The 24677-nt window shown below is 70.1% G+C and carries 18 protein-coding genes; 13 read left to right on the top strand and 5 right to left on the bottom strand.

Annotated elements, in window-relative coordinates:
• Window positions 1-168 precede the first annotated feature (168 nt).
• The gene (locus ABZX85_RS44800) at window positions 169-963 is read left to right on the top strand and encodes an LAGLIDADG family homing endonuclease (RefSeq protein ID WP_355883204.1); all 795 of its coding nucleotides are present in this window, start codon (window positions 169-171) and stop codon (window positions 961-963) included.
• Between the two features lie 47 nt (window positions 964-1010).
• Here ABZX85_RS44800 and ABZX85_RS44795 read toward each other — a convergent pair whose 3' ends face one another.
• A complete protein-coding gene (locus tag ABZX85_RS44795; RefSeq protein ID WP_355883201.1) occupies window positions 1011-2204 on the bottom strand; it encodes an RtcB family protein in 1194 nt (397 codons plus the stop codon).
• A 281-nt stretch (window positions 2205-2485) separates the two neighbouring features.
• On the opposite strand from ABZX85_RS44795, the gene ABZX85_RS44790 reads away from it, so the two are divergent.
• From ABZX85_RS44790 to ABZX85_RS44780, 3 genes are all read left to right on the top strand, one after another.
• The gene (locus ABZX85_RS44790; protein ID WP_355883198.1) at window positions 2486-3334 is read left to right on the top strand and encodes a DUF3558 domain-containing protein; all 849 of its coding nucleotides are present in this window, start codon (window positions 2486-2488) and stop codon (window positions 3332-3334) included.
• Window positions 3335-3473: 139 nt separating this feature from the next.
• Window positions 3474-4358 carry a DUF3558 domain-containing protein gene (locus ABZX85_RS44785; protein WP_355883196.1) on the top strand — a complete coding sequence of 295 codons (885 nt, stop codon included), beginning with the start codon at window positions 3474-3476 and terminating at the stop codon, window positions 4356-4358.
• Window positions 4359-4434: 76 nt separating this feature from the next.
• Window positions 4435-5691, top strand: coding sequence for a DUF2637 domain-containing protein (locus ABZX85_RS44780; protein WP_355883194.1), 1257 nt, complete (start codon window positions 4435-4437; stop codon window positions 5689-5691).
• A 62-nt stretch (window positions 5692-5753) separates the two neighbouring features.
• Here the strand turns inward: ABZX85_RS44780 and lysS are convergent, their stop codons facing one another.
• From lysS to ABZX85_RS44765, 3 genes are all read right to left on the bottom strand, one after another.
• Complete coding sequence (gene lysS, locus ABZX85_RS44775) at window positions 5754-7493, bottom strand: lysine--tRNA ligase (protein ID WP_355883191.1); 1740 nt, start codon at window positions 7491-7493, stop codon at window positions 5754-5756.
• A 197-nt stretch (window positions 7494-7690) separates the two neighbouring features.
• Complete coding sequence (locus ABZX85_RS44770) at window positions 7691-8275, bottom strand: hypothetical protein (protein WP_355883188.1); 585 nt, start codon at window positions 8273-8275, stop codon at window positions 7691-7693.
• Between the two features lie 68 nt (window positions 8276-8343).
• The gene (locus ABZX85_RS44765) at window positions 8344-8862 is read right to left on the bottom strand and encodes a hypothetical protein (protein WP_355883185.1); all 519 of its coding nucleotides are present in this window, start codon (window positions 8860-8862) and stop codon (window positions 8344-8346) included.
• 167 nt (window positions 8863-9029) lie between these two features.
• On the opposite strand from ABZX85_RS44765, the gene argS reads away from it, so the two are divergent.
• From argS to ABZX85_RS44740, 5 genes are all read left to right on the top strand, one after another.
• The gene (gene argS / locus ABZX85_RS44760; RefSeq protein WP_355883182.1) at window positions 9030-10799 is read left to right on the top strand and encodes an arginine--tRNA ligase; all 1770 of its coding nucleotides are present in this window, start codon (window positions 9030-9032) and stop codon (window positions 10797-10799) included.
• A gap of 148 nt (window positions 10800-10947) precedes the next feature.
• A complete protein-coding gene (locus ABZX85_RS44755; RefSeq protein WP_355883179.1) occupies window positions 10948-16488 on the top strand; it encodes a tetratricopeptide repeat protein in 5541 nt (1846 codons plus the stop codon).
• Entirely contained in the window at window positions 16485-17711 is a 1227-nt protein-coding gene (locus ABZX85_RS44750; protein WP_355883176.1) for a hypothetical protein, read from the top strand. Before ABZX85_RS44755 ends, ABZX85_RS44750 begins: the two co-directional genes overlap by 4 nt.
• Window positions 17708-18715, top strand: coding sequence for a hypothetical protein (locus ABZX85_RS44745; protein ID WP_355883173.1), 1008 nt, complete (start codon window positions 17708-17710; stop codon window positions 18713-18715). Before ABZX85_RS44750 ends, ABZX85_RS44745 begins: the two co-directional genes overlap by 4 nt.
• Window positions 18716-18792: 77 nt before the next feature.
• On the top strand, window positions 18793-19230 hold the full coding sequence (locus ABZX85_RS44740; protein ID WP_355883170.1) for a glutaredoxin domain-containing protein: 438 nt from the start codon (window positions 18793-18795) through the stop codon (window positions 19228-19230).
• Here ABZX85_RS44740 and ABZX85_RS44735 read toward each other — a convergent pair.
• Complete coding sequence (locus ABZX85_RS44735; protein WP_355883167.1) at window positions 19175-19636, bottom strand: ATP-binding protein; 462 nt, start codon at window positions 19634-19636, stop codon at window positions 19175-19177. The two genes, ABZX85_RS44740 and ABZX85_RS44735, sit on opposite strands and share 56 nt — an antisense overlap.
• A gap of 113 nt (window positions 19637-19749) precedes the next feature.
• Between ABZX85_RS44735 and ABZX85_RS44730 the strand changes: the two genes are divergently transcribed.
• The 4 genes from ABZX85_RS44730 (at window position 19750) to ABZX85_RS44715 (ending at window position 24640) form a co-directional block, all read left to right on the top strand.
• Complete coding sequence (locus tag ABZX85_RS44730) at window positions 19750-20577, top strand: Scr1 family TA system antitoxin-like transcriptional regulator (RefSeq protein WP_355883164.1); 828 nt, start codon at window positions 19750-19752, stop codon at window positions 20575-20577.
• Entirely contained in the window at window positions 20574-20816 is a 243-nt protein-coding gene (locus ABZX85_RS44725; RefSeq protein WP_355883162.1) for a DUF397 domain-containing protein, read from the top strand. The genes ABZX85_RS44730 and ABZX85_RS44725 overlap by 4 nt, the downstream gene beginning before the upstream one ends.
• A 46-nt stretch (window positions 20817-20862) precedes the next feature.
• Window positions 20863-22674 (top strand): acyl-CoA dehydrogenase, encoded by a 1812-nt coding sequence (locus ABZX85_RS44720; RefSeq protein WP_355883159.1) that lies wholly within the window; start codon window positions 20863-20865, stop codon window positions 22672-22674.
• 145 nt (window positions 22675-22819) lie between these two features.
• Complete coding sequence (locus tag ABZX85_RS44715; RefSeq protein ID WP_355883156.1) at window positions 22820-24640, top strand: trypsin-like serine protease; 1821 nt, start codon at window positions 22820-22822, stop codon at window positions 24638-24640.
• Window positions 24641-24677: the final 37 nt, after the last annotated feature.

Here is a 24677-nt window from a genome sequence, read left to right as displayed (position 1 = left end):
GGTGAATCGCATCGATCACCAGACCGGTCCAGGAACAACCGGCCTAGGCTCGCCGCCACAAGATCGGATCGAGGCACTCAGCCAGGCGACAACCCGGCAGAGTGCCTCACCAGCAAGGAAGTTGACCGCTTCCCTATGGCTGAGCACGAGCCTACGACCCACCAGTTCATGGACCTCTCGATCCCTGAGTACGCATACATGTACGGCTTCTTGCAGGCGGACGGCCACCTCGCCCAAGGGCTGGGCCAAAAGGGGCGCCTGCGCGTCGAGATCAGCGCCAAGGACATCGAACTGCTCCGCAGCTTCCAGAAGTTGACGCCGTACTACAGCAGCATCAGGGAACGCACCCGCTCCACAAACTTCACCGAGACCCACACCTCGGCGATCTGGACCCTATGCTCCCTGGAAGCCAGAACCACACTGAACGAACTCGGCCTGCCCTACGGCCGAAAGTCCAAGACGATAGCCCCACCGAACGCTCCCTACGAGCACCGTGACTACCTGCGCGGCCTCATCGACGCGGACGGCTCGGTCGGCTTCACCAGCCAGGGTTTCCCCTTCGTCTCCCTCACCACGGCGAGCACCGCCACCGCATCCCACCTGCGCGACTACGCACGCGACGTGACAGGAGCCGAACGCACCCTCAAACGCAACGCCCGCGACGCCATCTACAACATCCTCTACACAAAAGAAAACGCCCAGAGGCTGGCAGCCGACCTCTACTACCCCGGTTGTATCTCCTTGGAGCGGAAGCAGAACGCCGCAGATTCGCTCAGTTCCTGGACCCGTCCGGCAGGCATGAAAATCCATCCCCCACGCATCGAGTGGACCCCCGAAATGGACCGCACTCTCCTCACCGCACCCACCATCGCCCACGCGGCAGCTGAACTCGGCTTCTCTCGAAGCCCTTGCCAGAACCGCCGCTGGAAGCTGCTGCACGGCATCGTGCCGCTCCCGGACTGAGCGACAGAAATGGGTGCGGCCCGCAATAGCCGCACCCATCGCCGTTCCTAGCCCTTCACACACACCACCTGCTTGAGCTTCGCCACGACCTCCACCAGATCCCGCTGCTGGTCGATGACCTGGTCGATCGGCTTGTAGGCCGCCGGAATCTCGTCCACGACCCCGGAGTCCTTCCGGCACTCCACGCCCCGCGTCTGCTCCTCCAGGTCCGCGACGGAGAACCTCCGCTTCGCGGCGTTCCGGCTCATCCGCCGACCCGCGCCGTGCGACGCGGAGTTGAAGGCGAGCGGGTTCCCGAGCCCCTTCACGATGTACGACCCGGTCCCCATGGACCCCGGGATGATCCCGTAGTCCCCGGACCCCGCCCGGATCGCACCCTTACGGGTCACCAGGAGGTCCATCCCGTCGTACCGCTCCTCCGCCACGTAGTTGTGGTGGCAGGAGATCTCCGGCTCGAAGGCGGGCTTCGCCTTCTTGAACTCCTTGCGGACGACGTCCTTGAACAGCGCCATCATCAGGGTGCGGTTGTACTTCGCGTACTCCTGCGCCCAGAACAGGTCGTTGCGGTAGGCGGCCATCTGCGGGGTGTCGGAGACGAAGACCGCGAGGTCGCGGTCCACAAGCCCCTGGTTGTGCGGCAGCTTCTGCGCGATGCCGATGTGGTGCTCGGCGAGTTCCTTGCCGATGTTGCGGGACCCGGAGTGCAGCATCAGCCAGACAGAACCCTCTGTGTCCACACACAGCTCTACAAAGTGGTTCCCCGACCCAAGTGTCCCCATTTGCAGGATTGCCCGCTCCTCCCGGAACTTCACCGCATCGGCAACCCCGTCGAACCGCCCCCAGAACCCGTCCCACCCAGCCGTGGCGAGCCCATGGAACTGTCCCGGATCGACGGGATCGTCATGCATCCCCCGCCCGACAGGAATCGCCGCCTCGATCTTCGACCGCAGCCGCGACAGATCCCCCGGCAGATCGTTCTCGGTGAGCGACGTCCGCACGGCCGACATCCCGCACCCGATGTCCACCCCGACGGCGGCGGGGCACACGGCCCCCTGCATCGCGATGACGGACCCGACGGTCGCGCCCTTCCCGTAGTGGACGTCGGGCATGACGGCCAGACCCTTGATCCACGGCAGGGTCGAGACGTTGCGCAGCTGCTGGAGCGCGACGTCCTCGACGCCCGCGGGGTCGGTCCACATCCGGATGGGCACCTGCGCGCCCGGCAGCTCCACGTACGACATGACTTCCCTCATTCCCCCATGAACATAAAAACCTTGAACGCGACAAACGACGCAGAAGACCGAATACGCAAAACCGGCATCAGCCCGACGAAACGGATGCCGGACCGGCATCGGCGGTGTCGCGTGCGATACACATTGTCGTCAGGTGTCACCCTCGCCCGGCAAGCGAAATTCCCGGCGGGGGACACTGGAACACCCCGGCACCGGACCACACCGGCCCCGCGCCGGGCCCCACACCGGAAACCCTCACAGGGAACCCCCTAGCCCTCAAGGAGCCCCCCGTGCAGCGCAAGGCGTACGTCCCCGGCGCGGCAGCCCTCCTCGCGGCGCTGCTGGCCGGCTGCACAGGCGGCTCGGACGGCGGCGGCTCGACGGACAACTCGAACCCGGGCGACAGCGGTACGACGAGCGCGGCGGCGCAGCCGGGCCGGTACGCGACGCTCCCCGAGGCGTGCGGCGCGGTCGGCCGCGGCACGCTGGACGCGCTCCTGCCGGGCATCAAGCAGCTCACGGACGCGACGCAGCAGGAGAAGGCGTACGCGGGCACCCCCTCCCTCACGTACGACACGGACCGCCGGGTCGGCTGCCGCTGGAAGGTCGAGTCGACGGCCGCGACGGACCACCTCTCGGTGGACTTCGAGCGCGTCGTCTCCTACACCAACACGGTCAGCGACGACTCCCAGGCGCAGACCCTGTTCGCGCAGAAGCAGGACGCGGCCGACCTCCCGATCCGCACGTCCCCGACCCCTAGTACCCCTAGTACCCCGAGCACCTCCCCCTCCCTCACCCCGAGCGGCACCCCTAGTACCCCTAATACCCCTAATACCTCGGTATCCCCCAGCACCTCCCCCTCCCCGACGGCTCCGACGACCCCCACGACCCCCACCGAGGACATCCAGCCCCGCGTCCTCGACGACCTCGGCGACGAGGCGTTCATCGACGACGCCCTCACCAGCTCCGGCTCGACGGCCAAGCAGCGCACGGTGACTGTGGCGTTCCGCACGTCCAACGTGATCGTGACCGTCCAGTACGAGGAGCAGCCGGCGACCCTCGGCACGGTCCCGGACAGCAAGGAAATGCAGGACAAGGCCCGGAAACTCGCGGCTCAACTGGCCGACAGACTCGGCTGACCGCCCGCCCCGCCGCCCCCCGGACCCCCGCCCGCCAAGCCGACGAATCGAAACCGCACAGCTTCTTCACCGCGTACGGTGGCCCCTCGGACCCGTTCCGACCCGCAGGAACCACGAGCCCGCAGGAACCACGAGCGTCATGAGTGAAGGAACCATGCAGCGACGAGCCCAGCGAGACGACCAGCGCGACCAGCGGACGAAGCGTGCCCGGAGCCTGAACCGCGCCCTCGCGGCAGCGGCGGTACCGGCACTGCTCTTCGCGGCAGGCTGCTCCTCGGACTCGGGCGACGGCGGTGGCAGCGGCGGCAACGCGGCGGACAGCGGCTCGCAGCAGTCGTCGGGCGGCTCGACGACCTCCCCCGGTGACACCGTGCCGTCCCCCACGCTCCAGGCGGCGGTCTACAGCGCGCTCCCGGACGCCTGCAAGGTCCTGTCGGAGGACACCCTCGACGACACCGTCCCGAAGGCCAAGTCGGGCAAGAAGTCGGCCTCGGGCGAGGCGGGCGTCCGCTCGGGCTGCACCTGGGACAGCCTCAGCGACAACGGCGTGAAGGGCTCGCAGTACCGCTGGCTCAGCGTCTCCCTGCTGCGCTTCGAGTCCAACTCCGTGGCCGGGGACGCCGATCAGCAGGCGCAGGAGTACTTCACCCGCCAGCTGAACGACGCGAAGTCGGTGTCGGGCGCGACGAACGTCAAGTCGACGGCGGCGGCCGGGATAGGCGACGCCGCGACGGCGATCAGCTACGACCAGAAGAAGAAGGAAGGCTCCTTCAAGCAGCAGACGGTGGTGACCCGTACGGAGAACGTCGTCATCACCGTCGACTACAACGGCGCCGGTCTCGCCGGCGACAAGGCTCCGGACGCCGCGGCTCTGATGAAACTCGCGCAGCAGGCCGCGAAGGAGACGGTCGCGTCCGTGAAGAAGGCCAACGGCGGTCCCACGCAGCCGAGTTCACCCGCGGCGACCCCTTCGGCGAACGGCTCGACAGCCCCGTCCGCCACTCCCTCCCCGAGCAAGAGCTGACGATCCGGCACAGCGTTCGCCGCACACATGTGCCACCCTGTTGCGCGCAACGACAGGAAAGCGAAGGGGAGTACGGGTGGCCGCGCCAATCCAGTTGACCCGGACGCACCGCGTTCTCATCGGCGTGGTCGTGGCCGGCGCCGTGATCATCGCCGGTATCGGCTTCGCCGGTTCGTACGCGGCGGTCCGCGAGCTGGCGATCAAGAAGGGCTTCGGGAACTTCAGTTACGTGTTCCCGATCGGCATCGACGCGGGGATCTGCGTCCTGCTCGCCCTGGACCTCCTCCTGACCTGGATACGCATACCCTTCCCGCTGCTGCGGCAGACGGCGTGGCTGCTGACGATGGCGACGATCGCCTTCAACGGCGCGGCGGCCTGGCCGGACCCGCTCGGCGTCGGGATGCACGCGGTGATCCCGGTCCTGTTCGTCGTCGCCGTCGAGGCGGCCCGGCACGCGGTCGGGCGGATCGCCGACATCACGGCGGACCGGCACATGGAGGGCGTCCGCATCACGCGCTGGCTGCTCTCGCCGATCCCGACGTTCCTGCTGTGGCGCCGGATGAAGCTGTGGGAGCTGCGCTCCTACGACCAGGTGATCAAGCTGGAGCAGGACCGCCTCGTCTACCAGGCCCGCCTCCAGTCCCGCTACGGCCGCTCCTGGCGCCGCAAGGCCCCGGTGGAGTCGGTCATGCCGCTGCGGCTGGCCCGCTACGGCATCCCCCTCTCGGAGACGGCCCCCGCGGGCCTGGCGGCGGCCGGCATCGAGCCCGTCCTGATCCCGCCGCCCTCGCCGGCGCTCCCCCAACAGGAGCTGCCCCCGGCCCCGGTGGAGCAGAGGCAGCCCGAACTCCCCGCGCAGCAGCAGCCGTTGCCGCAACCGGAACCGGAACCTGAGCCTGAAGAAAGCCCCTGGTTCCACCAGAAGGCCCCCACCGAGGTCCAGTACCAGGGCGGCTACGACCCGAACTACAACCCCGAGGCCGCGTACGCCGATTGGTACGCCCAAGAGGTCCAGGCCGAGCAGTACGCCGCCCAGCAGGAACCCCCGGCGGAGGAGCCCTCCCCCGAGGAGACCGGCACCTTCCCGATCCCCTCCGGCCCCGGCCGCACAAGGGAGTTGGGCGAGGGCGGGGGCACCCCGGAGCCCGACGAGGAGGCGTACTACACCGTCTTCAAGAAGTCGATAAACGGCAGCTACCCCACCCCGCGCGAGTTCAGCGAGAACGCCGAGGCCGAGTTCACCCTCCCGCTCTCGGTGGAGGAGGCCAAGCGCATGGTCAACCGCTTCACGAACCGCTACAACGCGGAGCTCGAAGAGGACCACATCGCGTAAGCGACCCGCACACAAAAGGGGCCCCACGAGAGGGCCCCTTTTGCACAACCGCTTACCGCGCCTTACTCCCCGAGCAGGGCCCGCACCCGCTCCTGCCCCACCGCCAGCAGCAGCGTGGGCAGCCGCGGCCCCGTGTCCCGCCCGACCAGCAGGTGGTACAGCAGCGCGAAGAACGTCCGCTGGGCCGTCTTGATCTCGGGCGGCAGCTCCTTGGCCGTCGCGTCGGCGGAGAACCCGGCCTGGACCTTGGGCACGCCGTAGACGAGGTGGGAGAGCCCGTCGAGGGACCAGTGGGAGGCAAGGCCGTCCAGGAGGAGCCGCAGGCTCTCCCGGGACGCGTCGTCGAGGGACTTCAGCAGATCGACGTCCGCCTCGGTCCGTACGACGGTCCGCTGGTCGGCGGGGACGTGCGTGTTGATCCACGCCTCCGCCCTGTCGTACCGGGGACGTACGTCGTCGAGTGCGACCAGCGGGTGAGCCGGGTCCAGCTCGGAGAGAATCCGCAGCGCCTGGTCCTGGTGCCCGGCGGTGACGTCGGCGACGGACGCGAGCGTCCGGTACGGCAACGCCCGCTTGGTGGACGGCAGTTCACCGGCGGCCGTACCGACGGCACGCGAGTACGCGGCGACGTCACCGGGCAGCGCGGAGCCGTCCTCCACCTTGAGGACCAGCTTGTCCCACTCGTCGTACAGCCGCTGGATCTCCTGGTCGAAGGCGATCTTGAACGACTGGTTGGGCCGCCGCCGGGCGTACAGCCAGCGCAGCAGCTGCGGTTCCATGATCTGGAGGGCGTCCCCGGGGGTCGGCACCCCGCCCTTGGACGACGACATCTTCGCCATCCCGGAGATCCCGACGAACGCGTACATCGGCCCGATCGGCTGCTGCCCGCCGAAGATCCCGACGATCTGCCCGCCGACCTGGAACGACGACCCGGGCGAGGAGTGGTCGACGCCCGACGGCTCGAACACGACCCCCTCGTACGCCCAGCGCATCGGCCAGTCGACCTTCCAGACCAGCTTGCCCCGGTTGAACTCGCTGAGCCGGACGGTCTCGGAGAACCCGCAGGCCGTGCAGGTGTACGTCAGCTCGGTGCTGTCGTCGTCGTAAGCGGTTACCGTCGTGAGGTCCTTCTCGCAGTTGCCGCAGTACGGCTTGTACGGGAAGTACCCGGCGGACCCGGCGGACCCGTCGTCCTCACCGGCGGCGCCGGACCCCTCGGCGGCCTCCAGCTCGGCCTCGTCGAGCGGCTTCTGGGACTGCTTGGCGGGGGCCTTCTTGGTCCGGTACTGGTCGAGGATCGCGTCGATGTCGGCGCGGTGGCGCATCGCGTGCAGCACCTGCTCGCGGTAGACCCCGGAGGTGTACTGCGCGGTCTGGCTGATCCCGTCGAACTCGACCCCCAGCTCGCCGAGCGCGGTGACCATCGCCGCCTTGAAGTGCTCCGCCCAGTTCGGGTACGGCGATCCCGCCGGCGCCGGTACGGAGGTCAGCGGCTTTCCGATGTGCTCGGCCCACGTCTCGTCGACGCCGGGCACCCCGGCCGGGACCTTGCGGTAGCGGTCGTAGTCGTCCCAGGAGATGAGGTGGCGGACCTCGCGGCCCCGGCGGCGGATCTCGTCCGCGACGAGGTGCGGGGTCATGACCTCGCGGAGGTTGCCCAGGTGGATCGGGCCCGAGGGGGAGAGGCCGGACGCGACGACGACACGTTTGCCGGGGGCCCGACGCTCCGACTCCTCGATGACCTCGTCCGCGAAACGGGAGACCCAGTCGGTGGTCTCGGTGCTCTGAGCCACGATCGGCACGTCCTCTGTGTTCTGGGATTCCTCTGGGAATCGACTACCAGCCGGTACGGTCGCACGGCTGACCGCCCCATTCTCCCAGGAGGCGCCCACACCACGAAAACGGGTATCGGCGCCCCCCGGCCCCCAGAGGTACTAGGGGTATTACGGGGACGCCGATAGAGATGCGATTACCTCAGCCGAAGTTCACTGCGCGAAGTTCACTGCGCGAAGTTCACCGGGATGTACTGGTCGTACGACCGGTCGGCCGTGGCGGTGAAGTCGGCGCGCGTCACGATCGCGCACCGCACCCCGTTCACCCCGCAGGTCACACCGTCGGCGATCTGCGGCTTCAGCTTGAGGGTGGTCAGGAAGGACCCGCCCTCCTGGTAGGGGAGGGTCACCCCGGGGGTACCCGTACCCGTGTCGGTGATCCGCCGCGCGGACCCGTCCGTGGACTCCCGCCCGCCGAGACAGGGCGAGGGCAGGGTGGTGTACGTCTCGGGGTGCCCGATGGCCACCCCCGCGGGTACGACGCAGAAGGCCAGGAAGATGCCCTGGGCCCGGTTGTAGCCGTACCCGGCGACGTCGACGGTCCCGCCCGACGCGGGCAGCAGGGTGTTGAACGCGCCGAGCCGCAGGTCGAACTTCTGCCCGTCGGCGGCGGTGGTCACGCGGTGCGCGGAACCGAAGGAGGGGGTGGAGTACGAGGGCGTGGCGGACGCACCGGAGGCGGTGACGAGCGCGAGCCCGGCGGCGGCGGCCGTGACCAGCGCGGTCCGGAGTTTCCTGGTGGGGGGCTTCATGGTCAACATGACAGTCGGCAACTGATCAGTAGGCAATGGCGCCTGTATTCGTACACCAGACCCACACATCAGCCGAAGTTCACCTTTATGTACTGGTCGTACGTACGTTGCGTGGTGTTCGTGGACTTCGTCACGATCGCGCACCGCACGCTGACGCCGCAGACCGCGCCGCTCTGGATGGCGGGCTTCACGACGAGGTCCGCGGCGAAGGCGCCGTCGTCGGCCTCGGTGATCGCCCCGGCGCCGCCGAGACAGGGTGTCGGCTGCTGGGTGTACGTCGAGGTGTCACCCACGGTCACCCCCTCGGGGATCGCGCAGAGGGAGACGGTGACGGGCTGCGCCGGGTTGTAGCCGCTGCCGGAGACGTGGACCGTGCCGCCGGAGGAGGGCAGGTCGAGCCCGGAGGCGACCATCCGCAGCCGGAAGGTCTTGCCGTCGACGGTGACGACACGGGCGGCGGCGCCGACGGGGGCCGCGACGGCCGTACCCGCGAGGGTGAGGGCGAGGCCGACGGAGGCGAGGAGGGTACCGACGGCCCGCAGCCGGCGTCGGCGCGGGGCGGGGGCGTTCGTGGTGGGTTGCGTCATACCTCATGCCTAGGGGTCGCCCCGTAGTACCTCAATGGAAGACGTCCACCCCCCGGGCATCCCGCCCCCGGCCGTTCCCGCCCTGCCTGTTCCCGAAAAGCGCTTTACCACCCATGGGATACTGGAGAGGTATATCCATCCCCACCAGGAGAACGGCACCCACTCCCATGGCCTCGGTCACGTCCCTGAGCGACTCCGTCCAGCAGCACCTCGCGTCCGCCCTCTCGGCCACCCTGCCGGAGGCGGCCGGCGCGGACCCGCTCCTGCGACGCAGCGACCGGGCGGACTACCAGGCCAACGGTGTCCTCGCGCTGGCGAAGAAGGCGAAGGCCAACCCGCGCGAGCTGGCCACGCAGGTCGTCGCGAACCTCACGGCCCCCGAGATCATCCAGGACATCGAGGTCTCCGGCCCCGGCTTCATCAACATCACCATCGCCGACAGGGCGATCACCGAGAACCTCGCCGCGCGCTACGCGGACGACACCGCCCGCCTCGGCGTGCCGTACGCCGCGAACCCGGGCACGACGGTCGTCGACTACGCGCAGCCGAACGTGGCCAAGGAGATGCACGTCGGCCACCTCCGCTCGGCGGTGATCGGTGACGCGGTGGTCCAACTCCTCGAATTCACCGGGGAGTCCGTGGTGCGCAGGCACCACATCGGCGACTGGGGAACCCAGTTCGGCATGCTGATCCAGTACCTGGACGAGCACCCGCACGAACTGGACCACAAGGACGGCGAGATCACCGGCGAGCAGGCGATGTCGAACCTCGACCGCCTCTACAAGACCGCGCGCAAACTCTTCGACTCCGACGAGGAGTTCAAGACGCGCGCCCGCCGCAGGGTCGTCGACCTCCAGGCGGGCGACCCGAAGACCCTCGCCTCCTGGCAGAAGTTCGTCGACGAGTCGAAGATCTACTTCTTCTCCGTCTTCGAGAAGCTGGACATGGAGGTCCGCGACCCCGACATCGTCGGTGAGAGCGGTTACAACGACATGCTCCACGAGACCTGCCGGCTCCTGGAGGAGTCGGGCGTGGCGGAGCGCTCCGAGGGCGCGCTGTGCGTCTTCTTCGACGACATCAAGGGCCCCGACGGCAACCGGGTCCCGCTGATCGTCCAGAAGTCCGACGGCGGCTTCGGCTACGCCGCGACCGACCTCTCGGCGATCCGTGACCGCGTCTTCAACCTGAAGGCGGACACCCTTCTCTACGTCGTCGACGCCCGTCAGTCCCTGCATTTCAAGATGGTCTTCGAGACGGCCCGCCGCGCCGGCTGGCTGAACGACGACATCACGGCCTTCCAGCTCGCGTTCGGCACGGTCCTCGGCAAGGACGGCAAGCCGTTCAAGACGCGTGAGGGCGAGACGGTCAAGCTGGAGGACCTCCTCGACGAGGCGGTCGACCGCGCGACGGCCGTCGTCCGCGACAAGGCCGAGAAGGTGGGCCTGACGGAGCCGGAGATCGTCGAGAACGGCCGGTACGTCGGGATCGGCGCGGTCAAGTACGCCGACCTGTCGACCTCCGCCGTGCGCGACTACAAGTTCGACCTAGACCAGATGGTCTCCCTGAACGGCGACACCTCGGTCTACCTCCAATACGCGTACGCCCGTATCCAGTCGATCCTCCGCAAGGCGGGAACCGCCACCCCCCAGCCCCACCCGGAGCTGGAACTGGCCCCGGCGGAACGCTCGTTGGGCCTCCACCTCGACCAGTTCGCCGAAACGGTCCTGGAGGTCGCCGCCTCCTACGAGCCCCACAAACTGGCCGCCTACCTCTACCAGTTGGCCAGCCACCTCACCACCTTCTACGACCAGTGCCCGGTCCTGAAGGCCGACACCCCCGCCCAGCAGGAGAACCGCCTCTTCCTGATCGACCTCACCGCCCGCACCCTCCACCAGGGCATGCACCTCCTGGGCATCAGGACCCCCGACAAGCTCTGATCCTCGGCGCCGCCCCTGGGCGCCCCCTTCAGCAGCGCCCCTCACCGCCTGTGACCTCGGATTCCCGAAGCGGTTTCCCGAAGTCACAGGCGGTGACAACTCCCTTGCGGCAAAGTACCGTTGACAACGCGATGGATGCGGGGGAGACATGGCCATCACCGTCGACGAACGGGCCGCGCGCCCAGCCGTCCCGTACAGCGGCATCACCACGTCGGAGCACGACTCCGACGGTTCCCGCCGCCGCGTCGACCCGCACGCCGAACAGCCCACGACGACCCTCCCGCCCGCCGTCCGCGAGGAACTCGTCCGCCTCAAGGCCCCCGCCGCCCTGCACAACCTCCCCCCGCTCCCGGCGGAGCCCTTCATCGGCCGTGAGACCGAACTCAGCCGATTACAGACGGCGTTGCGCTCGGGCAGCGGAGTCATCACCCCCCGAGAAGCGACCGGGGAAGCCCCTGAACCCGGGAATGCCCCCGAACCCCCTCGGCGAACGCCCTCACGAGACACCGCCACCACCATCAGCGGACTCGGCGGCATAGGCAAAACCGCCCTGGCCCTCCGCTACGCCCACACCCAGGCCACCGGCCAACACCCGCCGATATGGTGGATATCCGCCGAGTCGGAGGCCCAAATAGCCACCGGCCTCGCGGACTTGGCCCACCGCCTCCACCCCGCCTGGTCCCGCACCGCCCTCCCCGGCGAGCGCACCGAGTTCGCCCTCCTCTGGCTGCACTCCCACCGGGACTGGCTCTTGGTCTACGACAACGTGGAGCGCCCCGAGCACCTCACCCCGTACATGGGCCGACTCCTGGGCCGTGGCCGCCAGTTGGTCACCACCCGCCGCCGCACCGGCTGGCCCGACCAGGCCCCCCTGATCCCCCTGGACGTCCTGCCTCCCGACAAGGCGTACACCCTCCTGCACACGACGGCCGGCCTCGCCGACACCACCCCCGCCGACCGCACGGCGGCAGCGGCTCTGGCCGAGGACCTGGGCTACCTCCCCCTGGCCCTCTCCCAGGCGGGCGCCTACCTCCGCGAGACCGGCACCGCCCTGACGGGCTACCGCACCCGCCTCGCGAACGCGAAGGGCCCGGACGAGGCGGCCACCACCATCCCGCGCCCCCGGACTCCCGCCCCGCTCCACCGCATCACCCAGATCTGGCGCACCAGCCTCGCCACCATCCACCAGGACCACCCCCTCTCCACCCCCCTCCTGCACGCCCTCGCCTGGTGCGCCCCGGAGGCGATCCCCCGCGAGATCCTGGACCACTGGCCGGCCCCCCACGCCGAGGTGGAGTCCGCTCTGCGTGCCCTGGAGGACTTCCACCTCCTCACCGCCACCCCCTCCGGCCTCCTCCTGCACCGCCTGGTCCGCCGTTCCCTCCAACTCGCGGACCCGGCAGAGGAGTCACCCACCCGGACGGAACAACTCCCCACCCCCCGCGACCACATGGAACAGGCCCTGGCGGCCCACACGGCGACCACCCCCGCCGAGAAGTCCCCCCTGATCCACATCCAGGCCCTGGCGGGCTCCGCCCCCACGCACACCCCCACCCCCCTCATCGCCGACATGTACCGCAAGGGCACAGCGGAGTTGATCGCCAGAGAGCAACGCGTCCTGGCGATCCCCCTGATGGACGCGGCGGTCCACGCCGACCGGGCCCTGTACGGCGAGGACGCCCCCCGGACCCTCGACGACCGTGACCTCCTCGCGGAACTGCACGCCAAGGCGGGCGACCCGGCGAAGGCGCTGGCCCTCTGCAAGGACGTCTACCTGGACCGCCTCCGACTGCACGGCGAGGACGCCACCGAGACCCTCACCGCCCTGGAACGCCTGGCCCACACCTACCGCAAGGCGGGCGAGGTGACCCGCGCGGTCGCCCATCTGACGGAGGTCCTGGCCCACCGCCGCCGCCTCTTCCCGGAGGCCCCGGCGACCCACATGACCCGCTCGGGCCGCGCCTACGCCCTTCAGACGGCGGGCCGGCACGCGGAAGCCGTAAGGGAGTTCACGGCGCTCGCCGCGGACCTCCCCCGCGTCCTCACCCCTCGCCACCCCGACGCTCTCGCGGCCCTCAGCAACCTGGCCTACGCCCACCAGGCCGCCGGCGACCACCGCGAGGCCCTCGCCCTGTACGAGGAGGCGACGGCGGCCCGCCGGGACGCGTACGGCCCCGATCACCCCGAGACCCTGAACTGCCGGGGCTGGCTGGCGACGGCCCACCAGTTCGCCGGTGAGTCCCGTACGGCCGTGGCCCTGTACCGCGAACTGGTCGCCGACCGCACCCGGGTGCAGGGCCCCGACCACCCCGACACCCTCAAGTGCCGCCAGCGCCTCTCGTACTCCCTCGCGGACGCGGAGGGCGCCGGCGCGTCCCTCGCCGAGCAGGAGTCCCTGGCCGCGGACAGCGCCCGCTACCAGGGCCCCGACCACCCCGCGACCCTGGACTACCGGGACGACGTCGCGACCACCCACCGCATCCGCGGCGACCACGCCCTCGCGATCGCCGCGTACGAGGAGCTGATCGCCGACTTCACGCGCGTCCGGGGCGAGCACCACATCGAGACCCTCCGCACCCGGGGTGCCCTCGCCTTCACCCGCCAGCTCGCCGGCGACCTCACCAGAGCCGTACAGGAACGCGCCGAACTGGTCGACGTCCGTACCCGGGTCCAGGGCCCGGACCACCCCCACACCCTCACGGCCCGCGCCAACCTGGCGTTCGCGCATCGCGCCGCGGACGAACACGCCGAGGCGGTGAGGCTGTTCGAGGCGGTGGTGGCGGACCGTACGCGGGTGCTGGGGCCGGAGCATCCCGGAGTCCTGACTCTTCGTCAATCACTGGCGCGTACCCACCAGTTCATGGGCGAGCATCGCAGGGCGGTCGCCACTCTCCGTGAACTCCTCAGCTATGTGAGCGAGTTCCTGCGCGCCGACCACCCCACCGTCCTGAACACCCGGTACAACCTCGCCGAGGTGTTCCTGGACGAGGACGACCACCGCGAGGCCCTCGGCCTGTTCACGGAACTCGAAGCCGACCACGAGACCGCGTACGGCCCCGACCACCCATCGACCCTCTACGTACGGGAACGCCTCGCGGCGGCCCACCGCGCGGCCGGGAACCATCGCGAGTCGGCGGCCCTCTTCGACATCCTGATCGCCGACCGCACCCGCCTCCTGGGCCCCGACCACCCCCGCACCCTCGACACGAGGAGCTGGCGCGCGTACGTCATGCGTTCGGCGAGCAGGTTCCGCGAGGCCGTCCCGGCGTACGAGTCGCTGGTCGCCGACCGTTCCCGTGTCCTCGGCCCCGAGGCCCCCGACACCCTCCACGCCCGCAACGGCCTGGCGCTGGCCCGGCTGGGCGCGGACGACCACAACGGCGCGGTAACCGATTTCACCGCGTTGCTGGAGGACCGCACCCGCCTCCTGGGCCCGGAGGCCCCGTACACCCTCTTGATCAGGGAGAACCTGGCGGACGCGTGCTCGGCGGCGGGGGACCACGCACGAGCCGCCACGCTGTACGAGGAGGCGGTCGCGACCTGGACCCGGCTCCGGGGCGCCGATCACCCCCGTACGCTGCGCGCTCGCCGCGATCTGGCGATCGTCCGCCGGACCGCCGGGGCGCACGCGGAATCGCTGGCGCTGCTGGAGTCGGTGGTGGAGACGCTCGTACGGCGGAACGGGGCGGATCATCCGTCGGTGCTCCCGTTCCGTATCGACCTGGTGTGGGGCCACTGCTCGGCCAACGCCTACCAGCACGCGGCGACCCTGGCCGAGGTGCTGGTCGCCGACCACTCCCGGATCAGGGGGCGCAAGCACACCACGACCACGGGCGCGCGTGGCCAACTCGCCTACACGTGGATGGAATCGGGCCAGCACCAACGGGCGATCGTCGGCTTCGAGGCGCTGGTCGAGGCACGCACGGAGCTGGGCGGTCCGGACCATCACCTGACGCTCGGCGCCCGCTCGCTACTGGCGTCCGCGCTCGCCAAGGGCATGCACTACGAGCGGGCGGTCGTCGTCCGGGAGGACGTGGTCGCCGACCAGCGACGCGTGCTGGGCCCCGACCACCCGGACACCCTGCTCAGCCGGGTGTCCCTGGCCTCGAACCGCAGACAGACCGGCGACAGAACGGGAGCCCTGCGCGATCTGGCGCTGCTGCTGCACGACCACGAGCGCCTGCACGGCCCCGACCACGTCAAGACCCTCGGGGTCCGCCGCGAGGTCGTCTGGACGTGGTCGAGCTCCTCCGGGGCCGCTCTCGCCATCGAGACCGCAGAACGGCTGGTCGCGGACTGCACACGGGCTCTGGGCGCCGACCACCCCCACACGCTCACCGCGCACGACTGGCTCGCTTACGTGCGCAACGACGCGGGGCAAACCGCGCTCGCCCTCGCCGAGTACACCTCGCTCGCCGCCGACCGGGCCCGGGTGCAGGGCGCCGACCACCCGAGCACACTGAGGGTCCGCCAGACCTTCGCCTGGACGCTCCGCCGAGCCGGAGAGCACCTTCGCGGTATGCGGGAGACCGAGTCCCTGCTCGCGGACAGCTCGCGCATCCGCGGCGAGAACCACCCCGACACGCTGTATCTGTGGCTCCTGTTCTCCTATATCTGCTGGCAGGCGGGGGACACCCGGCGGGCGTCCCAGGTCCTGGAAGACCTGCTGCCGCGCTGCGAGGCCGCGCTCCCGGAGGAACATCCCACGACGTTCCGGGTACGCGGCTACCTCACCTGGCTGACGTCCGACGCGGGGCTGCCCGGACGCGCGGTGGAACTGGCCCGTGACCTGATCGAGCACGCCCGCCGGACCTTCGGCGCCGAGCACCGGCGCACCCTGGAGGTCCTCCCGGTCCTCGCCCACGCCCTGCTCCAGGACGGCGCTCGCGAGGAGGCGGCGGCGGTCCTGACGGAAGCGGTACGCCTGCACCCGGTCGACCTGCCCACGGCCCCGGAGGACATCGCGCGGGCCCACGAGGAGTCCGGCCCGGTCCGGGAGAACGACGAGGAGTCGATCCGGCGCGGCCAGGTCGTCGACCACTTCGCCCACGGGTACGCGGACTCCCTCCCCACCCTCGCCGTCCTCATCGCCCGCTCCCTCCCCACCCCCGAAGCCGCCGCCGCCCTCCTCCGCGCCGTCCACGACGGCCGCGCCCGCACCTTCGGCCCCCACCACCCCGACACCCTCGAAGCCCTCGCCGAACTCGCCTTCACCTGCCTGGAGTCCGGCATCGAGGACGGCCCCACCCCCGAGGACGTCGTCGCCCACCACGAAGAGGCCCTCGGCCCGGACCACCCCGCCGTCCACGAACTCGCCTGGCGCCTGCGCACCGCCCGCCCCGCCTGGCGCGCCCGCGTCACCCTCCTCACCGACGAGCCGACCACGGACACCCCCACCGCCCTGGAGGTCAGGCTCGAACGACAGCGCGGGGAGCGGGAGTTGCGCCGCCTGATGGTCCTCGCCGGCTGCCGCACGAAGGCGACGGTCGACCCGCCGATGGTCGAGTACGAGCCCGGCGGCCCCCTGCGCTTCGAACTGACCGCACGCGAACCCGGCGACCACGAGGTCCACTTCACGATGTACGACCACGCCTCGGGGTTCGTGCTCCAGGAGATCAAGGCGGTCGTCACGGTGTCGGGAGGACGGAAAGAAGAGGAAGCAGAGGAAGGAAAGGGCTCAACGGAATGACGGTGGAAACAGCGGTGGTCAGAGACCCGGCCCACGGCTACACGGGGGACCCGCCGGAGCAGAGCGGCACCGACCTGCGCATCGGACTGCTCCCGTTCGACGGGGAACGGCTCCAGATCGTGGTGTCGGGCCAGAACACCTGGCTGCGGGCGGAGTTGGAGACTCCGACGACGGAGTTGTGGCAACTGGGGGCCCGGCTGCGGGGTTTGTGGAGCGACCTGTTCGTCCACCACCAGAGCCCCGACGGGGAGTACGGTGCCCAGGTCGGCGGCCACCCCCTCGCCGACACCGCAGACCTCAGTGAATTCGCCACGGTCACCGACGAGTTGGTGGCGAGGCTGGCGCGTCAGGGATACGGCCTGCTGGCGACCGTGCTCGACGGTGAGCAGCCCCGCATGCGGACCCTGCGCGGCTTCCTCCTCGACGCGCTGACCGGCACACAGCCCCTGCGCCTGAGCTTCGACTCCAGCGTCCAGCTCCCCTGGCCGATGCTCGCCATCGACCCGGCGCTGTGCGCGAGCCCCTGGGAGGCGTTCCTCGGCTACCGCCACCAGGTGGAGCAGAACGCCCAGCACTCCTGGGACCACGCTCCACTGGCCGTCCGGGACCGGGCGACCACGAGCCTCAACAAGGACGAGGCGCTGGACGGTGTGGGCCGCGCCCCCGACGTCCATCAACTGCTGAAGGACCAGAGCCGGTTGATCGTCCGGACGCGCGGCGGCGAACTGCTGGACGCGCTCGCGGCGCGGGTGCTCGCCGAGGATCTCATGTACTTCTGGTGCCACGGCCACTTCGCCGACAACGGCAGTTCGGGGACCTGTCTGTCGGTGCGGCTGACCGACGAGGAGCATGTCGACGGCCCGGCGGTGGCCCTGCAACGCAGAGGCATCCCGCGCACGTCTCAGGCCCGTTTCAAGCCCTTCGTCCTCCTCAACGCCTGCCACACCGGCCGCGCGAACGCCCCCGGCGCCCTCAAGCACCTCGGCCAGGAGCTGATCGACATGGGCGCGGTCGGCGTACTGGCGCCGCAGATCGACGTACCCCAGCTCTTCGCCGCCGAATACGCCTACGGCTTCCTGGAGTCGTACCTCGCGGGCGACCGCACCGCCGGCGAGATCAGCCAGTCCCTGGTCCGGGACTTCGCCGAGAAGTACCACAACCCGCTGGCCCTCACGTACGGCCTGAACTGCGGCATCGACAGCAGACTGGACCTAGCCTCATGATCCCCGCCACGATCGACCTGGACGAGGAGGGCCGTCTCCTGTCCGGCGGCACCCCCGTCCCGGTCGGCCGCGTAGCCGAGCACCTCGCGCGTACGATCCCCCTGCCCAGATGGGCGACGGACGTCCACGTGTACGTGCACGGCTGGCAGACCCCGCCCGCGCAGGCGACGAGGGCGGCGGTCAGACTCCTGCGCGGGGCGACGGAGTTGTACAAGAGGCACCCCGGCCGGTACCCGGGGCTGGAGGAGGACGGGTACCGCCCGTGGGGTGTGGTGGTGCGGTGGCCGTCGTCGAGTCTGTCGAAGCTGAAGGGGGGTTACACCCGTATCCGGGACAGGGCGCATGCGATGAGTGCGGAGGGGAAGGGGCACGCGCCGTACGTGATAGGGCACTTGCTGGGGTATCTGGACACGGAGCGCGGCGACCCGAAGGCGGCGCGCGTGCTCGCGGGGCGCAGTGGGAAGTACCTGCACCTGATGGGGCACAGCTTCGGCGGGCGGTTCCTGTGCGAGGCGGTGCAGCGGGCGGCGGAGCCGCCGAAGACGCTGGGGTGGAGCATGCCGTACGACCCGCGCAGGCCGTTCACGGTGGACAGCATGCTGATCTTCCAGATGGCGGCGCCGCGCGACGCGTTCACGACGCACTTCGAGACCCTGTTCCCGACCCCGGCCCACCCGGGCGCCCCGCTGCGCGGCCCGCTCGTCCTCACGCACTCCCGCTGGGACCGGGCCACCGGCTTCTGGCACCTGCGCGCCGAGAAGGCCCCCGGCATCGGCCACTCGGGCGTGGGCGCGGCACCGGTCCCGCAGTTCAGCACGAAGCTGCTGCGGACGACCGTCCCGTACCCGCAACACACCCTGGACCACCGCCTGGTGAACGTCGACGCGGACTGGCTCTACCGGGGCGGCGCCCGCACCCGCCTCCACCCCTCCGGCGCCCACTCCGACTTCCTCCGCCCCGAATCCGCCCACCTCCTCCTGACGTTGGCGGAACGCTCCCGCTGACCCCCGCACCAACACCGCCCACCTCAAGCGGACTCCGCCGTTCCCCCGCGACCCCCCTCTCGATACCCTGCGGGATCATGAACCGCGCCTGGATTCTCCCCGCCCTCCTGGCCCTCTGCGGCGCCCTCGCCGCGATCGGCCTGCTCACCCGGGAGAACCCCGTCGCGGCGGTGGCCTTCACCCTCCTCTTCACGGTCCTCGCGGTCATCAACTCCCCGCTGATCTTCCCGAGTTCGATCACCGACGAGGAAGCACGCAACGCCGCCGACGGCCACCCGGTCGTCTACTGGCGCCCCGGCTGCAAGTACTGCGCCCGCCTGCGCATACGCCTCGGCCCCGACGCGCACCGTGTCCACTGGGTCAACATCTGGGCCGACCCGCAGGCGGCGGCGAGAGTGCGGGCGGTCAACGACGGCAACGAGACCGTACCGACCGTGTTCATCGCGGACCGCCCGTACGTCAACCCCGAACCGGCATGGTTGAAGGGGCAGTTGACGCCCCCGACCGCAAGGTGAACTCACACCACACGATCTTCCCGACGCCCCTCTCCCGCACCCCCCACTTCGCACTCAGCGCGGCGACGAGCACAAGCCCCCGCCCACCCTCGTCCTCATCGCCGCCCTCGCCCGGCGCCTGAGCGATGTGCGGCATCCCGTCCCCGCTGTCGTGCACCTCGACGAGCACCGTGTCCCCGTCGAGCCGCATCACCACCATGAACTGCCGCCCCACCGGCACCCCGTGCACCAACGCGTTGGTGGCCAACTCGCTGACGCACAACAGGACATCGGAAGCCCGCTCGCACTCCGCGAGCCCCCAGTCGACCAAATTCCTCAAGGCGAACCGCCGAGCAGCAGGCACGGACCGCCGATCACGACGGAAGCACCTCTCGCGCAGGGACGGCCGTTGAATTGTTCCGTTCACGGGGTGAGAGTTGCGCAAGGTCACTACGGTGGAACACCCTGCCAGCCCGTACTGCGTCGGTGTACGGGTGTGTACGGGTGAGCCGCGCCCAACTCCGGGGGATACACGCCAACATGAGTCCCAGGAAGCCGTCAAGGCGGAAGAACCAGACCTCGATGAAGATGCTGGGTCGGCAGATCGCCGCCGCACGTCTCGCGACCGGCCTCACCCAGGTCCAACTCGCCGAGATCATCAACATCGACGACGAGACGATGGCCTCCATCGAACAGGGACGCCGGACGCTGTACCCGGACATCGGCAGGAAGATCGACCGAGCACTCGGCACGAAGGGAGTGTTCGAGGAGGGCGCGGAGAACCTCCCGGAGATCGACCAATACCCGCTGTACGCCGAGGAGTACGTGGGTCAAGAGCGCACGGCAAAGACGCTGAGCTGGTACGACAACGCAGTCGTCCCCGGCCTTCTCCAGACAGCCGCGTACGCGGAAGCGGTACTGCGGGAGCGGGTCCCGACGTACTCCGAGGAGGAGATCCAGACAAAGCTGGAGGGTCGCGTCGAGCGGATGGAGATACTGCAACGGAAGAACCCGCCGACGATGAGCTTCGTCATCTGGGAACCGATCCTGCACATGACGGTCGGCGGTCCGGAAGTACGGCAGGAGGAACTCCGTCACCTGCGAGAAGTCGCTGACCTCCCGAACGTAACGATCCAGATCCTCCCTCTGAACAGCACTCACAACGCAGGCATGGCAGGACCCTTCACCCTCCTCGAAACCGAGGACCTCCAACGCCTCGCGTACACCGAGAGTCAGCGCGGCAGCCACTGGGTTTCGGACCCGGAGGAGATGTCCATCCTGGATGCCAAATATGCGATGCTGCGGACACAAGCGTTGGACGTAGAGGCGTCCAAGAACCTGCTTGACCGCTTGCTAGGAGAGCAATGAGCACCCAGGCACTTCAGTGGTTCAAGTCGACCTACAGCGGCAGTGAAGGTGGCGCGTGCCTCGAAGTCGCCCTCTCCTGGCGGAAGTCGACGTACAGCAGCGACGAAGGCGGCCAGTGCGTGGAAGTGGCCCACTGCCCCACCACCATCCACATCCGCGACTCCAAGCACCCGCAGGCAACCGCCCCCAACCTCCACCTCTCCCCCGCCACTTGGTCCGCCTTCACCACCACTCTCTGACCAAGATGATCGTTACCTAACACCCCACCCCGCAGATATACGGGGCATGTCGATCACCCCACCCCGCCCCACCCCCCTGCGTGACCTCCTCTTCCCGGAGGACGGCGGCGTCCACGCCCACCACCGGCGCGCCATCACCGCCCCCCTCTTCCGCCACCGCCCCGAAGCCACCACCGAGGAGCGGTGGCGTCTGGCGTACGACAGACTCCGCCACCTGCACAACGAACTCCCGGTCACGGCGGAGGAGTTGGCGACCGACCCCCGCCACCTCACGGCCCTGCACGAGTGGACGTCGGTCGTGGACGGCGGCACCACCTCCCTCGCGTCGATCCACTACAACCTCTTCCTCGGCAGCCTCCTCGCGGACCAGGAGTCCGCCCCCCGCGACCTCACCCCGTACACCACCCTCACCACCATCGGCACCTTCCTCTGCACGGAACGCGACCACGGCAACGACGCGGCGGCCCTGGAGACGACGGCGCGGTACGACGTGGAGTACGACGAGTTCGTCCTCGACACCCCGCACGCGGGCGCGACGAAGTACATGCCGAACACCAGCCCCGCGGGCGGCCCGAAGACCGGCGTGGTGGCGGCCCGCCTCCTCGTGGACGACCGTGACGAGGGCGTCTTCCTCTTCCTCACCCCGCTCACGGACGAGTACGGCCCCCTCCCCGGCGTCAAGATCGAACCGCTGCCCCCGCGGATCGGCAGCCCGGTGGACCACTGTGAGACGACGTTCACGGACGTCCGCCTCCCCCGCACGGCGCTGATCCAGGGCCCGCATGTCCGGCTGGAGCGGGACGGCACGGTGACGAGCACGATCGGCAGCCCAAGGAAACGGTTCCTCAAGGCGATCGACAGGGTCACGATCGGCAAGCTGTGCATGAGCGCGAGCACGCTGGGCGGCAGCCGGGCGGCGCTCGCCGTGGCCGTCCGCTACAGCGAGCACCGCAAGGTCTCGGGCCCGACCGGCGGCACCGCCCGCATCCCGATCTCGGCGTACACCTCCCACCACAGCCGCCTGCTGGCCCGCGTGGCGACGGCGTACGCGATGACGTTCCTCCACCGGGCCGTACTGGACCAGTGGCTCAGCCACTCATCCACCGATCCAGCCGCCTCCACCGACCCCGCCGCCGCGGAGCGCCTCGTGGCCATCGCGAAGGGCTGGATCACCTACCAGGCCCGCGACATCGTCACGGAGTGCCGCGAACGCTGCGGCGCCCGAGCCCTGTTCCCGGCGAACGGCCTCGCGGACTACGCGGCGAACGTGGAAGGCGCGATCACGGCGGAGGGCGACAACCTGGCGATCTGGTCGAAGGCGGCGGCGGAAATGCTCTTCGCCCACGACCTCGCCGAGGAGCGCCCCAAGGCGACGGGAGCCGAGAACGTAACGGACGTAACGTTCCTCCGCTCAGCCCTCACCACCGCCGAACGCCACTGGCACCGGACGGCCCGCACCGCCCTCCGCACCACCACCCCGCAGACCACCACCCCACAAACGGGCACCCCACAAACCGGCGCCTTCGCCCGCTGGAACAACGCCTCCCTCCCCGCCCTGGCCCTCGTCGAGACCCACGCCCTCCGCCTGGCATCGGACGCCTGGACCCAAGCCCAAGCCGAAGCCCACGCGGACTCCCCCCACCTGACCGCCCTCCACACCCTCTTCCTCCTCCGCCACCTCCAGCCCTACGAGGGCCTCCTGGCCGCCGAAGGCGCCCTGACCCCCGCCCAACTCCACGCCCTCCCCACAGCCCGCACCACCCTCACCGCCACCCTCGCCCCCCACCTCCCCACCCTGACCGAAGCCTTCGACATCCCCGAAGAACACCTCACTTCCCTCCCGATGCTCACCCCCTGACCCCCCGACGGCCCGCACTCCTCCCCGAAACACCCGGAGCAGCGCGGGCCCGTCCCCTCACCCGGCCGCCACACGACGCAAGCGACGAAATCACTCGGTCATAAACTGACCTGATTGCACACTCTCCAAGACGAAAGACGTCGCCTTGCGCTTCAGACCCGGACGGCTCCCGCTTCTCGCCCTGCTCCTGGCCCTGAGCCTCAACACGGTCGCCCTCGGCGCCGGTTCGGCGTCCGCCGGCTCCGGGCCGGGCCTGCGGGAGGAGGAGCGCTACTGGACGGCGGACCGGATGACCGACGCCGTCCCCACCGACGCCGTCCCCACCAAGGTCACGCCCACCGCCCCGCAGATCCGCCCCCACACCACAACCCCCCGCCGCCCACCCACCGGCACCCCCACCCCCGAACACTTCGCGGGCCACCCCACGGTGGGGACGTTCTTCTTCGACAGCAGACCCCTGGGCGGCAGGACGACGTTCTGCACGGGGAGCGTCGTGCACACGGCGGCCAAGGACATCGTGCTGACGGCAGGACACTGCGCGGCGGGGATGCGGACGGCCACGCACCGGATCTTCGTCCCGAAGTACGTGAGCGGAAAGCCCGCGAGCGCGCAGCCGTACGGCGTCTTCCCGATCACACGGGTGTACATCGACCCCCGGTACGAGGCGAACACGAAGAAGCCCGTCTCCGACCTGGACCTGGCGTTCGCGCAGACCGCCCGCGACAGCCGGGGCAGACGGCTGGAGGACGTCACGGGAGCGCTCACGTTCGCGCCCTCGACCGGCTACACCCACCGCGTCACGGTCCTCGGCTACCCCAGCTCCGCAAGCGTCAACCCCCGTCACAGCCTGGTCCGTTGCCCCGTCACGACCACCCGGCTCCGAGGCTTCGGCCAGCTGAGCATGGCCTGCACCGGCTTCTACGGCGGCGTCTCCGGCGGACCCTGGATCGAGGGGTACGACCCCGTCAAGGGCACCGGCAGGGTCATAGGCAGCACCGGCGGCTACAACGGCGGCGGCAACGACACCGACGACCACTGGGTGACGTACGCCCCGCTCTACGGCAAGGACGCGCAGGCCCTGTTCGCCGACGCCGCCGCCCACCGCCCGGTGGGCGCGAGGCCGCCGTACCGGCCCCCGGTGCCCACCTACGCCCGCGCCACCTGGAAGCACGCGGCCCAGATGACGGCGGGCTACTTCACGGCCGGCTCCTCAGGCGGCTCCCGGCGCATGGACCTGATCGTGCGCTGGGACGACGGTGAGGTGACCCTCTACCAGGGCGGCACCGGCAGCGACCCCTTCACCGCGGAGTACCGGCTCGCCCCGAGCGGAAGCGTCTGGTCCAAGGCCGTCTCCGTCACCACGGTCAACACCGGCGGCCCGACGGACGGACTGGCCGTCCGCTGGGCCGACGGCGAACTGACCCTCTACCCCACCGCCGACACCAAGGGCTTCCACGGCGAGAGGCGACTCGCCCCACCGGCAACCCCCTTGTGGCGCGACGACGCCCGCCTGATGACCGGCGGACGCTTCACCCCGGACGGCGGCACCCGCGACGACCTCCTCGTCACCTTCAAGGACGGCCACGTCACCCTCTACACCGGCCTCGCCGCGAACGGCCTCGGGAAGCAGACCGTACTCGCCGCCCGCAACACCACCTGGCCGCACGCCGGCCGGCTGACCACCGGCTCCTTCACCGCCCGCCCCACCGACGACGTCGTCGTCCGCTGGGACGACGGCGAGACGACCCTCTACCCCGGCCTCACCGCCCAGTCCCTGCCCCCGGAGACCCGCCTCCGCCCCGCGAACTCCCCCTGGAAGAACGCCACCCTCGTCACCGCGGGCGCCTTCACGACGGGCACCGCCGCCGACGACCTCCTCGTCCGCTGGAACGACGGCCGCCTCAGCCTCTTCACGGGCGTCGACGCCGGCGGCCTGCACACCGAAACGCCCCTCACCACGAGCTGACCGGCGAGAACGCCGGGCCGGGGGCGATTGTCAGTGC

This window comes from Streptomyces sp. NPDC004539, from assembly GCF_040610055.1.
GTDB lineage: Bacteria > Actinomycetota > Actinomycetes > Streptomycetales > Streptomycetaceae > Streptomyces.
Note: the sequence above shows the minus strand (reverse complement) of the source record. Positions and strands in the feature narration are given on the sequence as shown.